The organism is Neobacillus phoenicis, assembly GCF_047302305.1.
Classification (GTDB): domain Bacteria; phylum Bacillota; class Bacilli; order Bacillales; family Cytobacillaceae; genus Neobacillus.
The window spans coordinates 1,710,391-1,724,925 of record NZ_CP154847.1 but is presented as its reverse complement, the minus strand read 5'-3'; the positions used below and the strand labels follow the sequence as shown (position 1 = coordinate 1,724,925).

Below are 14,535 nucleotides of genomic sequence, written 5' to 3'. Positions count from 1 at the left end.
CCATTGGAGGCAAAACAAATAAAGGCTAATAATGAAAGCGATTACAGTTCCATTGTTCAATCATCATCTTTCCAGACATTACTCTCCGAAAAGAAAAAATTTATCATTCCCATTACCATTTTCTTTTTCTGTTTTTATTTTGCATTGCCCATTTTAACTTCTTATACCACGGTATTAAATCACAAGTTTATCGGCAGCATCACTTGGGCATGGGTTTTTGCTTTCTTACAATTCGTAATGACATGGGTTTTGTGCATGCTCTACTCGAAAAAGGCAGCAAGATTTGATGAGTTAGCTGCTCAAGTGGTTGAAGAAGGAGGAAAAAGCTAATGAATACAGCTGCTTTTACGATGTTTCTTTGTATTGTCTTTGTCACTTTAATCATTACCTATTACGCTTCGAAACGGACGAAGAATGCTAGTGAGTTTTATACTGCAGGTGGGGGATTGACAGGTTGGCAAAATGGTCTCGCCATTGCAGGTGATTATATGTCTGCAGCATCCTTTCTAGGGATAGCTGGTGCAGTAGCCTTAACCGGTTTTGATGGATTCTTTTATAGTATCGGTTTCCTTGTTGCTTATCTAGTGGTTCTCTATATCGTAGCCGAGCCCATGCGAAACCTTGGAAAATATACCTTTGCGGATATGATTGCCTCCCGTTTTGATGCGAAGAAAGTACGTGGATTTGCTGCCATGAACACCGTTACAATTTCAATTTTTTATATGATTGCTCAGTTAGTCGGAGCGGGTGCACTCATTAAATTATTATTAGGCTTAGAATACACCACTTCTGTATTAATTGTTGGTGTGTTAATGACGGTGTATGTTATTTTTGGAGGCATGCACGCAACAAGCTGGGTGCAAATTATTAAAGCTGTTCTATTAATGGGTGGTACCTTCGTCATTTCTATTATTGTTTTTGCTAAGTTTAACTTCAGTATTACAGATATGTTTGCTCAGATGAAAACCGCCACACCTTTAAAGGAAGCATTTCTAAATCCTGGTGTGAAGTATAAAATTGGGCTTGATACGATTTCCTTAAACTTGGGCCTCGTTCTCGGAACAGCAGGACTTCCTCATATTTTAGTCCGCTTTTTCACCGTTAAGGATGCTAAGACTGCTCGAAGTTCCGTTGTTTATGCTACATGGATTATTGGAATCTTTTATGTTATGACTATTTTCCTTGGCTTTGGTGCAGCCGCCTTTGTTGGTACAAGTAAAATTGTGGCCGCGAATCCTGCAGGTAATATGGCTGCTCCACTATTGGCCCAGGCCTTAGGTGGCAATATGTTGTTTGCGTTCATCTCTGCGGTAGCATTTGCTACCATCCTAGCAGTTGTGGCTGGGCTCGTTCTAACAGCGGCCTCTGCATTTGCCCATGATTTTTACAATGAAATCCTGAAAAAGGGTAAAGCAACTGAGAAACAGCAAGTTAGCATGGCACGTTGGGCTGCTATTGTTGTTTCTGTCATTTCTATTATTCTTGCTTTAGGCGCTCAAACCCTTAATGTGGCCTTCTTAGTTTCACTCGCCTTTGCCGTTGCCGCCAGTGCAAACCTTCCAGTCATTATCTACACTATTTACTGGAAGCGATTTAATACATCTGGTGCAATTTGGGCAATGGTGGTTGGACTGATTTCGGCAATTGGGCTGGTAATTATTAGTCCGAATGTGTTCAGTCCTGAAGTAGGAAAAGCTATTTTTGTTGGTAATCCTATCTTCCCTTATACCACACCTGGAATTGTTTCAATTCCGCTTGGCTTCCTTGCTGGTTATCTTGGAACCATATTCTCAAGCCAAAAGGCAGATGTGAAGAAATATGAAGAAGTATTAGTAAAATCAAATACAGGTATCAAAGCAGGAATATAATAAGAAAAGCGGAAGCGCCTTGATCAGCCCCGACAGGCAAATGTTCTTCTGCAAGAAAAGTCGCTCTTTGACTTTTATTGCAGAAGGTTATTTGACCCGAGGGGCTAGGCGCTGGAGCTGGACAGTTCTCGAAGTCGAATTTTAAATTTTCCTAAATGCAAAGAAAGGGACTGAAAATTTCTTCAGTCCCTTTTGCTTTAAATTGTATCATTACCACTGTTTATTTCTTGTGGATCCCGTTTTTGTTCCTTTATTTCTAGGCGAACCACTTTTTGTTCCATTTCTTCCGGATTTAAATCCTTTGGAAGGTGTGCTTGTTTTTTTTCCCTTAAATGGTCTATCCTGTCTCCCGCGCTCTGGAGCATTTTCTTTTCTTACTACACGTCTTTCTTTTTGGCCAGTTGGGCGGGGTTTTCTAGTATCCTTCTGACTCTCTTCTGTGTTTCCTATGTTTTGTTTTGGAATCGTAATCTGCAGCTCATTTTCAATTAATTCGAGAGCAGGACGGTCGTCTGAGGTGTAAAAAGTAATGGCCAAACCCGTCATTCCTGCTCTGCCTGTTCGTCCTATCCGATGGATGTAGCTTTCAGTATCCTGCGGAATATCATAGTTGAATACATGAGTAACTCCTTCTACATCCAATCCCCTTGCTGCGACATCCGTTGCAATTAAAAGCTGAATCTCTGCCTCTCTAAATCGTTTCATTACTTGTTCTCTTTTAGCCTGCGACAAATCCCCGTGCAACTCATCACATGAAAAACCGTGAGCTTTTAAGACATCATAAAGCTTACTGACTCTTCGTTTCGTTCGGCAAAAAATGACCGCTAAAAATGGCCGATAGGTTTCAACTAATTGAATAAGTGTGCCTTGTTTTGCCCGATCGGTTGTATGAATAGCGATTTGTTTCACACTTTCAGCAGGTCCCTGTGTTTTTTCCACTTGGATGTATTCAGGTTCTCGCATATGCTTTTTGGCTAATATGCGTATTTCCGGAGGAATGGTGGCCGAAAACAACATAGTCTGCCTTGTCTGAGGCGTTTCCCTGATAATATCCTCTACTTCTCCTAAAAATCCAATATGCAGCATTTGATCGGCTTCATCTAAAACAAGATAGGAGATTTCTGATAATCTAATCGTTTCTCTTCTAATATGATCCAATAGCCGACCAGGTGTTCCTACCACAATTTGTGGGTTTCGCTTTAATTTTTTTAATTGTTTTGCTACGTCCTGGCCACCATATACGGCTAATACATTTACATCCGTCTTATCAGCAAGCAATTTTTCCACTTCTTCTGTGATTTGCAAGGCCAACTCCCTTGTAGGAGTCACGATCAGCGCTTGAATATGTGTTGCATCAATATTAATCTTTTCAAGTATTGGCAGGATAAATGCAAACGTCTTTCCAGTCCCTGTTTGTGCTTGAGCGATAATATCACTGCCCTTCATTACAAAAGGAATCGCTTGTTCTTGTATGGGTGTGGGTTTTGCAATACCTATGCCGCGAAGTTGTTCTACTAACGATGGGGAAATACCCAATGATAAAAAATCTGCCAAAAATACCCCTACTTTCTTCATAACTACCTATTAATATTGATTGTTTATCGTTTGAATTGCAAATATACTTTTTTTGTTTGAAACTGCTAATAATTATTTGCTTTGATTTCGTTGCCTTTTTCAACTGAAAAGTTTATAATTCTGTTAATACCAACTTATTTCATCGGAATAGTAAGTAAACAAAGAGAAGAGGGATTATTTGAGCCAATACAGCTTTTTAATTGTTCATGGATTAGGGGGAAGCGGACCAGATCACTGGCAAACCTGGCTTGCACAGGAGTTGAGACAAAGAAATTATCACGTTTGTTATCCAACTTTTACAGAATTTGATTCACCCAACAAAGAAATGTGGTTGAAAGAATTGTCTGAAGCAATCCAGACCATTCCTGAAAATCAGCAATTGATCGTTGTTACGCACAGTTTGGGATGCTTACTTTGGATGCATTACGCTGCACTAAATAATAAGCGAATAGCTAAACGAGTCATCCTAGTTGCTCCTCCTTCCCCAAAAATCGTCCTTAAGGAAGCGACATCTTTTTACCCAGTACCCTTAGAGATGAGAAATTTATCAAGAACAGCAGAAGAAACCATTTTTGTTCATTCATCCAATGATCCGTATTGTAATCAACAGCATAGAGAAAGGTATATAAATATGGGGGTTCCTTCTATTACATTCCCAAACATGGGCCATATTAATACAAAGTCAGGTCATGGGAAGTGGTCTTGGATCTTGGACCAATGTCTAGCTGCTGAAAATGCATCCATACTTGTTTAATAAAAGACTGCTGAGGTTTCCTCAGCAGTCTTCTGCATTATAACGGTTCTTTAATGTTGTATTTACGAAGGATGCTTTCAATTTTAAATCCGGTACTTAGATCACCTTTTGCTTTTACTTTACCAGTGAGTAAAGCCATGGTGCCACTTTGTTTACCTAGGAGGAACTTCTTGAAATTTTCATAGGACAGAGCCATCGTTACATCAGGAGTTGCTTCTGCACCTTGCTTAATTGTTAATTTTCCATCTTGAAAAAAATGCTGGTAGGTTGATGGTCCCTGGTCGTCAACGTCATACTGAACCACGGCGTTAAAGCCCTTAATAGGTCCTGGATTTTCATTGAATATTTCTTCTATCCTTGTCATTAAATCTGCCAAGGTATATTCCTGAATCGCTTTTGCCATCTATTGCCCCTCCTAGATATTTAAAATATCAAACATTTCTTATAATTCTATGATACTAATTTGAATTCGAATTTAACAATGGACGTTTTTTGAACTTTTTAAATTCAAACCTCTAATTCATGATAAAATAAACTATTCAAACGATCTATTTTTTCTATTACTATTAATCGCAAAGTCTGGGGTGATAATTCTTGGATTTACACCAGTTATATGTGTTTACAAAGGTAGTTGAACATAAAAGCTTCTCAAAAGCAGCTGAAGATATTTTCTTAAGTCAATCGACAGTTAGCTCTCATATCCAGGCGTTGGAAAAGACGCTTGGTATCAAACTTTTTGATCGAGTTGGCAGAGAAAGCATCCTTACTCCTAATGGGGAACGCTTGTATCAATGGGCACGTAAATTGTTATTATTAAAAGACCAAGCTTTACTTGACTTGAAACAGGGGGTGACCGAGCTTCGTGGAATAATTCGAATTGCAGCTAGTTCTGTACCGGGGCAATTCATGATTCCAAAAATGGTGAAGCAGTTTAGGATGAACTATCCTGAAGTCAACTTTCATATACAAGCATCTTCTTCAAAAAATGTGGCTGAAAAGGTTCTGAACGGATCGGTTGATTTCGGCATATTAGGGGAGAAATACGAGGATGATAAACTTTGTTATATCCCGTTATTAAAGGAAAAGCTAGTCCTGGTTACTTCGAATGAATTGGACTTAACAGGACCGGTAATCATACAGGATCTATTGCATTATCCTTTTGTAATGCGAAGTTCTAGTTCTGGAACGAATGCCATTTTTGAGAGGTTTTTAAAAAAAAATAAGATAGCTAAAGATCAGTTAAATATTGTCTCGTATATAGAGGATGGACAGAGTTTATTACAATTTGTGATACAAAACGTGGGTATCTCTGTCATGTCTGTAATAGCTGCTAGAGAATTTTGCGACAAAAATATGTTGAAGATGCATGAAATATCTGGTTTCGATGATGAAAGGTATTTTTACCTTGTGTACAGCATCAATAAAACACAATCGCTTCTATCCAATTTATTTATAGAAGGCGTAATGGATTTGGTTTAGAGCCAATACAGCAAAAAAATGATTTCACAAAAAAAGGATGGTATCCATCCCTATTTGTGAAATCATCTTTTTCATGCTTAATGTGGTTTTAACACCACTTTGATACAGCCATCTGTTCTCGTATCGAATACTTCGTAACCATGTTTTGCTTGAGCTAGCGGTAAAACATGCGTAACTACATCTCCTGGGTCTACTTCGCCTTTGGCAATTAAATCATATAAAAACGGCATATAGGGAATTACAGGAGCCTGTCCCATTTTAATATCAACATTACGGTTCATAAAATCACCAAGTGGGAACCCATTATAACGGCCGGCATAAACACCTGTTACTTGAACGGTACCACCTTTACGGACGGCTTGGGAAGCGATAACGATTCCGCCCATTGCTCCGCCATGAAGCTTTAAGCCTGAAGCAAGAAATTCCATCGGAGACATTTTTCCGCTCATGCCTGAGCAATCAATGACGATATCTGCACCGCCATTTGTAATCTCATGTAAGTATTCTCCAGTATTATCATGTTGTTCAAAATTCACCGTTTCAACCTTATTGGTTTTCTTAGCATGCTCTAAACGATAATCGATGTAATCCACTGCGATAACCCTTTTAGCTCCTTTATACCAGGCAAACTTCTGTGCTAGTAAACCAACAGGGCCACATCCTAGTACAATAACTGTATCTCCAGGTTTAACCCCTGCATGGTCAACACTCCAGTATGCAGTAGAACAGGCATCCGCTAAAGTCACCAATTTTTCGTCATCCACTTCACAGTCTTCCGGGATTTTAAACGGAGTAAAATTACCATATGGAACACGTAGATATTCTGCTTGACCGCCAGGAATTCCACCCGTTGTATCCGAGTATCCAAAATACGCGCCCATTTCCCCATTTTCATTTGAGTTATCACACTGACTTGTCAAATCATGCTCACAAAACCAGCAATGACCGCATGCTACATTAAACGGAATAATCACGCGATCCCCTTTTTTTACTTTGGTTACTTCTGGTCCTACCTCTTCCACCACTCCCATTGGTTCATGCCCAATGACATAGTCTGTCGGCATATTTGGAATCATTCCATGTAATAGATGTAGGTCAGACCCACAAATGGCGGAGGTAGTAACTTTGATAATGATATCATCTGGTTTTTTAATAGAGGGATCTTCTACCTCTGTAACTTCAACATTTTTAATTCCTTGGTACGTAACGGCTTTCATATAACAATATCCCTCCTTTTATTTATTTGGCGTTGCAAACATTCCGCCTCGATCCGTATCAATCGGATAAAGATTTAATTGGGCAATTTGGACAGCTGTTTCAGCAGCTTTTATATCGATTGGAAACTGTTCTTTAAAATCATATGGATGAAGCCATTTATTTTTCATCATCAGATCGGATATTTCACCATGTAAATCGATTGCGGCTTCCATTTGTTTAACCAAAATACTTCTCAGCTGTGGATTTGCTGTTTCTGTAATCGCAAAACCATAATTTCGGATTCCATTTTTTACAGATAATAAAAAATCAAGTGCAAAAGCTGAATCTGCTAGATTTGGCATTCCCTCAGCATTCCTCGGGTCTAAATAATCTTCCATGATTCCACCTCCAATTAATGTAGTATTTGACTCTGTTTATAAAAGGGCAGAAGTTCGTTAATATCTTGAATGGATTGTTGTACATCTTTTTCCATCAGCTGTTTTAACTCATTGTTGAAACATATTCCTTGCATTAATTTCGATCTAAGCAAACATACGGTTTTAAAGTTGATGATTTCATGGGTTTCTAACGTCTCATGTAAAGCTAAGGTTTCCTTTTCCATACCTTCACCTCCAATTTGTAACAGAGGTATTTTCCCCCATTGCTTTTTCCATTTATGCAAGATTATCGAATTACCTATTAATATTTTTCCTAAAGATAAATGAATAATAAGTTCTGTTCATTGAAAATATAAGAAAGCAAAAAATGCATAATAATGGGGTGAGATGAATGACTAAGTATTTAGGGCTGCACGAAACACTTGAAGTTCATGAATTATTAACTTTTAAAAACCTTTGCTTAACAAAAGCCACTACAATGAGTGCATTAGCACAAGATGAAGAACTTAGAGCTATACTCTCAGCGGATGTAACAAGTGGAACTGGGCACATTCAACAATTACAGCATTTTTTAACGAATCGGGGTGAACAATGATGAATCAGTTTTTACAAAACATGACTGGAATGGGCGGAATGACAGATCAGGTGATTGCAACTGATTTCTTGATTTCGGCTAAATCGGGAGTAAGGAATTATGCTGCTGCGATTACAGAAGCAGCTACTCCAGAACTAAGAACTGCTTTAAGAGTACAATTACGAGCAGCGATTGCTACACATGAAACAATTAGCAATTATATGGTTGCTAATGGATATTACCATCCACATGAATTAAGTGAACAACTCCAGGTCGATTTAACTGCAGCAGAAGCAGCGATAAATCTTGCCCAGCATTAAAAAAGGAGAACAATTTGTTCTCCTTTACCTAATCTGACTTATTTCTTTTAATTTCTTTTTATCAATCTTTCCAACATGTGTTTTAGGGAGCTCATGTAAAAGAATGAATTTCTTAGGAATTTTATACCGACCAAGTTTAACTTCACAATATTCTCTCAACTCTTCCACATTTAATTGGAAAGAATCTTTAAGTATAATAAATGCAGCTACCATTTCTCCCCACTTTTCATCCGGCAAACCTATTACTGCTACTTCATCAATCCCAGGATGCTCAGCGAGCCAGTGCTCAATTTCAAGAGGGTACACATTCTCGCCACCGGTAATAATCATATCCTTTTTCCGCCCAACGATATAAAAGAAACCCTCCTCATCTTTTTTTGCTAAGTCCCCTGTTTGAACCCAGCCATCTTTTAATGTTTCCTCTGTTGCTCGTTCGTGATTCCAATAATAGGAGAATGCATGCTTCCCCTTAATACACAGTTCACCAACCTCATTCACCTCTGTTTCTTGCCCATCACTTTTCACAAGTTTGATAGTGTTAAACAGCATCGGTTTTCCGACTGAACCACGTTTTACTTGAGCATCTTCAGGACTAATATAAAAATTATTCGGCCCAGCTTCTGTTAAACCATACCCTTCTTTAAAAGCCAGCTTCTTTTTTTGAAAGGCGTCGTATATTTGTAAGGGACATGGTGCAGCACCAGATAAAAAGATCTTCATTGTCGGAAAATCAGTAGTCTGAAATTCGTCAGTTTGGATCAGCATATGATACATTGTTGGCACCAAGAGTATTATGGTGCAGCGATAATGATTGATGGACTCAATAGTTTTTGGGGCATAAAACTGATCACCTAGTACCACTGTTCCTCCAATCATAAGGATTGGAATGCTTAAAGCATTTAATCCGCCGGTATGAAACATAGGTAAATAGTTTATTGTTACATCTTCCCCTGTTAGGCTCCAGCTGATAATTGTGTTCATCGCATTCCACAGGATGGATTGATGGCTAAGTACCACACCTTTTGGCTTTCCGGTTGTCCCCCCTGTATAAATCATCGCTAACGGATTAGTTTCAAATATATCTTCGGTAAAATTTTCACCCTTTGGAAAGGAGGTGATCGTCTCATAACTCGCCTCTCCAACACTAAAGCAGCTTGAACCTATGTCCGTAAATTGATCACTGAGAGTTTCAAATTGCAGATGAATTCCTATTAAAACTGGGCTGCAATCTTTTACGATTTCTCGTATCTCATGTATGGATAAACGCCAATTAAGTGGGACGAAAATAGCTCCGATTTTACTGCAGGCGAATAATAAATCAAAGCAACTAATATGATTGGGAGAGAGCAATCCAATGCGGTCTCCTTGTTTAACGCCGCGTTCCTGAAGCCAGCTTGCCACAGAATCAGAACGGTCATTTAATTCTTTATAGGTCCACTTTTTATTTGTATTTTCATCGATAACCGCAATCTTATTTGGCGATAATCTAGCTCTATTATCCAGCCAATCCAGTTCCCACCTCACCGAACAATCGCTCCTTCACTACTAGATGGAACCATTTTACTTTTAATTAGTTACAGGTGAGTTACATGTTCCCATTTATAAAAAAAGCGACCCCGTAAGGTCGCTTTTTCGATTACATCATGATTCCGCCGTCCACGTGCAACACGGTACCGTTAACATAGTTGGATTCTTCCGATGCTAGGAAAAGATAGGCATTTGCAATATCCACGGGCTTTCCGAGTCTGGCCAATGGCACCATTTGCTTCATTTGATTTAATACTTTTTCTGGAACCTTTGCCGTCATTCCTGTCTCAATGAAGCCCGGCGCAACGGCATTCACATTAATACCTTTTCGACCTAACTCCTTGGCCCATGATTTCGTCATGCCGACCACACCCGCTTTCGTCGCCGCATAATTGGTCTGACCAACATTCCCGTAAATACCAGAAACAGAAGAAGTGTTGATAATTCGCCCTTTCCCCTTCTCAATCATAGATGGTAATACAGCTTGTGTACAATGGAATACACCTGTTAGGTTGACATCAATCACCTTTTGAAAATCTTCTACTGAGAGCTTTGATAGCATGGCATCTCTAGTGATACCAGCATTATTAATCAGAATATCGATACTTCCGTAGACACCACAAACCTTTTCAACCATTTCATCCACACTAGCACGATCCGCGACATTTACTTGAAAAAAAGTCACATCATAGCCTTTTTCCCGTAATGACCTTGCCTGCTCTTCACCTTGTTCCACATTAAAATCTGCCATAGCCACTTTCGCACCTTCTCGTGCAAAAACCTCTGCTGCCGTCAATCCAATACCCGCGGCCGCTCCTGTGATTATAGCCACTTTATCTTGTAATCTCATATTTTTACCTCGCTATCTAAAAATTGTTCCATTGCAGTCAACAATTGCGATAGATCATCTACTAACGCTGAATGACCACAATCTTTTAATTTAATGGCTTGGGCTTTATCTCCCAAGTCATGAAGAAGTTCATCCGTCATTTCCTGTACAACCACCATGTCCCGCTCCCCGTACAATACCAATACAGGTACATGAATGTCATCTACTTTTCCATTACCCTCTACTAACCCATTAGAATGATGGCTAATATTAAACGTATTTAAAGCATAATACACCTCAGCAAGGTTACGCTGAGTACGCATATCCTGGACATATTCATTATAGCGTTCAGGCTCAGGCTGATTATGAGTATAAATAACCGAATTCCAAATCAGTTTGAGCAGCTCCGTGTTATTCGTGTCATAGGCTGTTTGAATAGGAATGGTGCGAACAATGTCTCGCTTCAATTCTTCATGCATACTCAATCTCTTCGGCTCGTCTTCATCTCTAATTTTCCCAATATACGGATAACCTCTAGTAGATGCTGATGCAAGCAGGATGAGCTTATTACAATAACCAGGATAATCGGCAACAAATTGCATCCCAATCGCTCCACCCGTTGACCAACCTGCAATGGAAAAATCCTTTAAGCCAAGAGCATCGACAAACTGCTTCACATCATCAGAAAAATCTTTAATGGACATGACTAAATTGTTATAAGTTGAGCTTCCGAATCCGCGTAGATCAACTGCGTAGACCTTATACTTTGGATCGATATTTTCATAGACAAGATCCCAATGCTTGGAGGAGGTCATATTCCCATGGATCAACAATAGCTTTGTATCCCCACCCTCTCTTTCACGGTAGGCAAGTGTTTCCCCGTTCGGTAGCAGCACTTCTTTCATTGTAACATTGACCATACTATTCACCCTTTCCCCATTTAATGGTTGTAGCTCCCCAGGCATAGCCAATTCCTGCACTAACAAACACTACCACATCTCCATCCTTGATCTTTCCGGACTCTAAAGCTAATTCCAGTGATAGAATTTGATCAATTTGGCCGATATGGCCATAGTCTTCGAGATAAATAGATTGCTCCTCTGACAAACCTAATTCCTTTAAAACAAAATCATGGGCAGATTTCTTCATGTGGAGCATAGCTAAATATGCAATATCTTTCTCACTAAAACCGCTTTTTCGAACCGATTCGCGAATGACCTTTAAAAAGTAATCCATTGACTTTTGTTCTAAGCGTAATTTCATTCCTTCAGGGTCAAGAACATCCAATTTATTTAGACGTTGCTCTATCGCATCATTGCTAATAGGATTTTTAGTCCCTCCTGCTACAACCACCACATCTTCAGAAAAAGAACCATCGGTAATCAGTTCAGTTTCTAATAATAGGTTTTCGTTATGACCTTTCCTTAGAAGAATAGCTCCTCCACCCGCTCCGAGATTATACATGAACCGTGTCCTCGGATTCTCGTAATCAATGAAATCCACGTTTCGGTACCCGCCTGCCATAAGGACCGTTTTAATATCAGGATCCGCAATCATCATATTTTTAGCTACTTTTAATGCCATCACCGTTGTTCCGCATCGTAAGGCGACATCAAAGGCCCAGGCATTATAGGCCCCCACTTCCTCCTGCAGTTTAATCCCAGCAGTCCAGAGAGGATACTCCTTATGTTCCTCGCCGATATAGATGACTAAATCAATCTCTAATGGATCAATTCCAGCCTTAGCTATCGCCTGTTTTGCAGCAATAATTCCCATTTCACACGTATGATCGGATGGACCTGGAATACGCTTCTTCCTTATCCCCATCTTTTCTTCGACAATGCCAGCCGGGATACCTGCTAATTCGGCGATCTCTTTCCCTGTCATATATTCCTTTGGCAAATAAATCCCTGTACTCAATATTCCAATCTGCAAACCTATCACCTACTCATCTATGCTTCTTCTGCCATATCCTGCATGAATTCCATGGCCTCTTCAATGGACTCAAATAAAGTTTCCCGATCTTCCTGTACATGTGTCACCTTGATTCTCCACTGTTTTCTGCCTGACTCTTTCTCAACAGCTGTCAGTTGAAAACGTACGACGAAGGAAGCAATTTGATTGATTTCCACTGGTTCCTCCTTCTACCCCGCCAATTTTTCTTCTTTTTTAACGGAAGGTTGTTTTTTACGCTTCCAAGAAAGGGTGCTTAATGTACCAACAATTCCTTTTGGAAAGAACATGACCACCAAAATATATATGATTCCAAAGAAGATGATCCACCGCTCAAAAATCCAATGCTCTTTTGCCAGTTCGGTCAGCCAATCATGTGCAAACTCGATTAATCCTGCTCCGATGATGGCTCCAACTAAGGTTCCAACTCCGCCAATAATGGTCATTAATAAGGCATCTAACGTAATATCCATGGAAAATACGCTTGTATTCACATATCGGAGTGAGATGGCATATAAGATGCCGGCTATTCCAGCTAAAACGCCTGAAACCACACTCGCAGCAATTTTATAATGCAATATGCTGAAGCCAAGGGATTCTGTCCGCTGCTCATTTTCTCGAATCGCCTGCAGTACACGGCCAAGCGGCGAATTGGTGAAGCGTTTTAATATCAAAAACACGGCAACCATTACAATCAGGCAAAGGAGGTAAAAGTTCGTCCGGTCAATAAACTGTTCAGGTACACGGAAGGTAAACCCATCATTTCCATACGTCATGGTCCGCCATTTTTCAGCTAAAACGAGAAATAAACCAGATAACGAAAGGGTGAGCATGGCATAAAAATGACTTTTTAATCGAAGGGTTAGTAACCCTACAATAAAGCTCACAACAGCCGTTAACAAAATGGTTGTCAGAACTGCCAATAAGAAATAGGGCATTGTTGGTTCAAAGCGCTTCATAAATATCCCGATAGAATACGCACCAATTCCAAAAAACATGGCATGCCCAAATGAGACAATCCCTGTAAAACCTAGTAATAGATCATAACTCATGGCAAAAATAGAAAACACAAACACTTGTGTTAATAAAATAAATAAGTTTCTAGATTCATAAACAAAAGGTAAGAGGAGCAAAAAAGCTGCTGCAACTAACACCATGGCCGTCATTCTATTTCCGTGCATAAACCTCAAAGTATTCACCCCTTTGCCCCGAATAAGCCCTGAGGCCGAATAATTAATACAATTGCCATGAGGAGCATATTAACTGCTAGGGAAAGATCGGGCACATAATAAGCCATGAAAGAGCCGGAAAGTCCCACTAAAATAGCTGCTAAAACAGAGCCCTTAAAATTGCCCATACCTCCAATAACCACAACGATGAAGGCAAGTATGGCAAATTCCATTCCCATGCCTGCATGAATGACACCAGAGTAAGGACCAAGCAGGACACCGCCGAGTGCCGCCATGCCAGCACCTATCATAAAAACAAACATAAACACCCGCTGAATGTTAATCCCAAGTGCCTGAACCATTTCTTTATTCATAACACCCGCTCTAACAACCAAGCCAATTTTGGTTTTCTTCAATAGATATTGTACCCCGGCAAAAATAAGCAGCCCGACGAAAATGATGAATACACGGTATTTGATAATCACGACGCCGCCAAGCTCCCAGCTGCCCTTTAAATAATCAGGTGGAGAAGCTTGCAGCTGATTCGGCCCCCAAATCACCTTCAACATCTCAGATAATACAAGCATAAGCCCCAGCGTAATTAATATTTGCTGTACATGATTTCCATAGACTGGTTTGATAATCCACTTTTCTGTGATGATTCCTAGTATAAATCCAGTGATAATGGCACCAAGGATTCCAACAAGAAAGCTACCTGTTTGGGAGTAAATCCAAAGACCACTATAGGCTCCCCAGGCAAATAAACCGCCGTGGGCAAAATTCAGGACATCCATTAAGCCGAAAATTAACGTTAATCCTGCGGCCAATAAAAATATGAGCATCCCTGTTGCTAAACCATTCAAGGCTAAATTCATGAATAAATCCACGAAGA

Annotated in this window: 18 protein-coding genes; 6 read left to right on the top strand and 12 right to left on the bottom strand. The window is 39.8% G+C overall.

The genetic code is table 11. The features are described from left to right. Positions 1–3 precede the first annotated feature (3 nt). Both AA0X95_RS08820 and AA0X95_RS08815 read left to right on the top strand, forming a co-directional pair. Positions 4–330 (top strand): DUF485 domain-containing protein, encoded by a 327-nt coding sequence (locus tag AA0X95_RS08820; protein WP_413308006.1) that lies wholly within the window; start codon positions 4–6, stop codon positions 328–330. Further along, positions 330–1,868: a cation acetate symporter gene (locus AA0X95_RS08815; RefSeq protein ID WP_413308004.1), complete on the top strand. Its 1,539-nt coding sequence runs from the start codon at positions 330–332 to the stop codon at positions 1,866–1,868. The genes AA0X95_RS08820 and AA0X95_RS08815 overlap by 1 nt, the downstream gene beginning before the upstream one ends. Before the next feature lie 210 nt (positions 1,869–2,078). On the opposite strand, the gene AA0X95_RS08810 is transcribed toward AA0X95_RS08815, so the two are convergent. Beyond that, the gene (locus AA0X95_RS08810; protein WP_413308002.1) at positions 2,079–3,422 is read right to left on the bottom strand and encodes a DEAD/DEAH box helicase; all 1,344 of its coding nucleotides are present in this window, start codon (positions 3,420–3,422) and stop codon (positions 2,079–2,081) included. 199 nt (positions 3,423–3,621) lie between these two features. On the opposite strand from AA0X95_RS08810, the gene AA0X95_RS08805 reads away from it, so the two are divergent. Further along, positions 3,622–4,197: an RBBP9/YdeN family alpha/beta hydrolase gene (locus AA0X95_RS08805; RefSeq protein WP_413307999.1), complete on the top strand. Its 576-nt coding sequence runs from the start codon at positions 3,622–3,624 to the stop codon at positions 4,195–4,197. Between the two features lie 37 nt (positions 4,198–4,234). On the opposite strand, the gene AA0X95_RS08800 is transcribed toward AA0X95_RS08805, so the two are convergent. After that, positions 4,235–4,600, bottom strand: a complete 366-nt coding sequence (locus AA0X95_RS08800; protein WP_413307996.1) for an SCP2 sterol-binding domain-containing protein — start codon at positions 4,598–4,600, stop codon at positions 4,235–4,237. Between the two features lie 191 nt (positions 4,601–4,791). Here AA0X95_RS08800 and AA0X95_RS08795 point away from each other — a divergent pair, with 191 nt between their 5' ends. Beyond that, positions 4,792–5,676 (top strand): selenium metabolism-associated LysR family transcriptional regulator, encoded by an 885-nt coding sequence (locus AA0X95_RS08795; RefSeq protein WP_413307993.1) that lies wholly within the window; start codon positions 4,792–4,794, stop codon positions 5,674–5,676. Between the two features lie 77 nt (positions 5,677–5,753). Here the strand turns inward: AA0X95_RS08795 and AA0X95_RS08790 are convergent, their stop codons facing one another. Genes AA0X95_RS08790 through AA0X95_RS08780 form a run of 3 tightly spaced genes read right to left on the bottom strand, consistent with a single transcriptional unit; the run spans position 5,754 to position 7,495 of the window. Continuing rightward, a complete protein-coding gene (locus AA0X95_RS08790) occupies positions 5,754–6,893 on the bottom strand; it encodes a zinc-dependent alcohol dehydrogenase (protein ID WP_413307991.1) in 1,140 nt (379 codons plus the stop codon). An 18-nt stretch (positions 6,894–6,911) separates the two neighbouring features. Continuing rightward, positions 6,912–7,271, bottom strand: a complete 360-nt coding sequence (locus AA0X95_RS08785; RefSeq protein WP_413307988.1) for a spore coat protein — start codon at positions 7,269–7,271, stop codon at positions 6,912–6,914. Positions 7,272–7,285: 14 nt separating this feature from the next. After that, positions 7,286–7,495, bottom strand: a complete 210-nt coding sequence (locus AA0X95_RS08780) for a spore coat protein (RefSeq protein WP_308082783.1) — start codon at positions 7,493–7,495, stop codon at positions 7,286–7,288. A gap of 167 nt (positions 7,496–7,662) precedes the next feature. Between AA0X95_RS08780 and AA0X95_RS08775 the strand changes: the two genes are divergently transcribed. Next, the gene (locus AA0X95_RS08775) at positions 7,663–7,866 is read left to right on the top strand and encodes a hypothetical protein (protein WP_413307985.1); all 204 of its coding nucleotides are present in this window, start codon (positions 7,663–7,665) and stop codon (positions 7,864–7,866) included. After that, complete coding sequence (locus tag AA0X95_RS08770) at positions 7,866–8,165, top strand: spore coat protein (RefSeq protein ID WP_413309912.1); 300 nt, start codon at positions 7,866–7,868, stop codon at positions 8,163–8,165. Before AA0X95_RS08775 ends, AA0X95_RS08770 begins: the two co-directional genes overlap by 1 nt. A 24-nt stretch (positions 8,166–8,189) precedes the next feature. Here AA0X95_RS08770 and AA0X95_RS08765 read toward each other — a convergent pair whose 3' ends face one another. The 7 genes from AA0X95_RS08765 to AA0X95_RS08735 form a co-directional block, all read right to left on the bottom strand. Beyond that, positions 8,190–9,689 (bottom strand): acyl-CoA synthetase, encoded by a 1,500-nt coding sequence (locus AA0X95_RS08765; protein ID WP_413307982.1) that lies wholly within the window; start codon positions 9,687–9,689, stop codon positions 8,190–8,192. 112 nt (positions 9,690–9,801) lie between these two features. Continuing rightward, positions 9,802–10,542: a 3-oxoacyl-ACP reductase FabG gene (gene fabG / locus AA0X95_RS08760; RefSeq protein WP_413307979.1), complete on the bottom strand. Its 741-nt coding sequence runs from the start codon at positions 10,540–10,542 to the stop codon at positions 9,802–9,804. Next, complete coding sequence (locus tag AA0X95_RS08755) at positions 10,539–11,441, bottom strand: alpha/beta fold hydrolase (RefSeq protein ID WP_413307976.1); 903 nt, start codon at positions 11,439–11,441, stop codon at positions 10,539–10,541. Before AA0X95_RS08755 ends, fabG begins: the two co-directional genes overlap by 4 nt. 1 nt (position 11,442) lies before the next feature. After that, the gene (locus tag AA0X95_RS08750; protein WP_413307973.1) at positions 11,443–12,456 is read right to left on the bottom strand and encodes a 3-oxoacyl-ACP synthase; all 1,014 of its coding nucleotides are present in this window, start codon (positions 12,454–12,456) and stop codon (positions 11,443–11,445) included. Between the two features lie 17 nt (positions 12,457–12,473). Then, on the bottom strand, positions 12,474–12,653 hold the full coding sequence (locus AA0X95_RS08745) for a hypothetical protein (protein ID WP_413307970.1): 180 nt from the start codon (positions 12,651–12,653) through the stop codon (positions 12,474–12,476). A 12-nt stretch (positions 12,654–12,665) separates the two neighbouring features. After that, positions 12,666–13,655, bottom strand: coding sequence for a branched-chain amino acid ABC transporter permease (locus tag AA0X95_RS08740; protein ID WP_413309910.1), 990 nt, complete (start codon positions 13,653–13,655; stop codon positions 12,666–12,668). Between the two features lie 14 nt (positions 13,656–13,669). Continuing rightward, complete coding sequence (locus tag AA0X95_RS08735; RefSeq protein WP_413307968.1) at positions 13,670–14,530, bottom strand: branched-chain amino acid ABC transporter permease; 861 nt, start codon at positions 14,528–14,530, stop codon at positions 13,670–13,672. Between the last annotated feature and the right edge of the window lie 5 nt (positions 14,531–14,535).

Coding starts and splice junctions, on each gene's coding strand:
- AA0X95_RS08815 (WP_413308004.1), top strand. CDS start 330: ATGAATACAGCTGCTTTTACGATGTTTCTTTGTATTGTCTTTGTCACT.
- AA0X95_RS08800 (WP_413307996.1), bottom strand. CDS start 4,600: ATGGCAAAAGCGATTCAGGAATATACCTTGGCAGATTTAATGACAAGG.
- AA0X95_RS08790 (WP_413307991.1), bottom strand. CDS start 6,893: ATGAAAGCCGTTACGTACCAAGGAATTAAAAATGTTGAAGTTACAGAG.
- AA0X95_RS08785 (WP_413307988.1), bottom strand. CDS start 7,271: ATGGAAGATTATTTAGACCCGAGGAATGCTGAGGGAATGCCAAATCTA.
- AA0X95_RS08780 (WP_308082783.1), bottom strand. CDS start 7,495: ATGGAAAAGGAAACCTTAGCTTTACATGAGACGTTAGAAACCCATGAA.
- AA0X95_RS08775 (WP_413307985.1), top strand. CDS start 7,663: ATGACTAAGTATTTAGGGCTGCACGAAACACTTGAAGTTCATGAATTA.
- AA0X95_RS08770 (WP_413309912.1), top strand. CDS start 7,866: ATGAATCAGTTTTTACAAAACATGACTGGAATGGGCGGAATGACAGAT.
- fabG (WP_413307979.1), bottom strand. CDS start 10,542: ATGAGATTACAAGATAAAGTGGCTATAATCACAGGAGCGGCCGCGGGT.
- AA0X95_RS08755 (WP_413307976.1), bottom strand. CDS start 11,441: ATGGTCAATGTTACAATGAAAGAAGTGCTGCTACCGAACGGGGAAACA.
- AA0X95_RS08740 (WP_413309910.1), bottom strand. CDS start 13,655: ATGCACGGAAATAGAATGACGGCCATGGTGTTAGTTGCAGCAGCTTTT.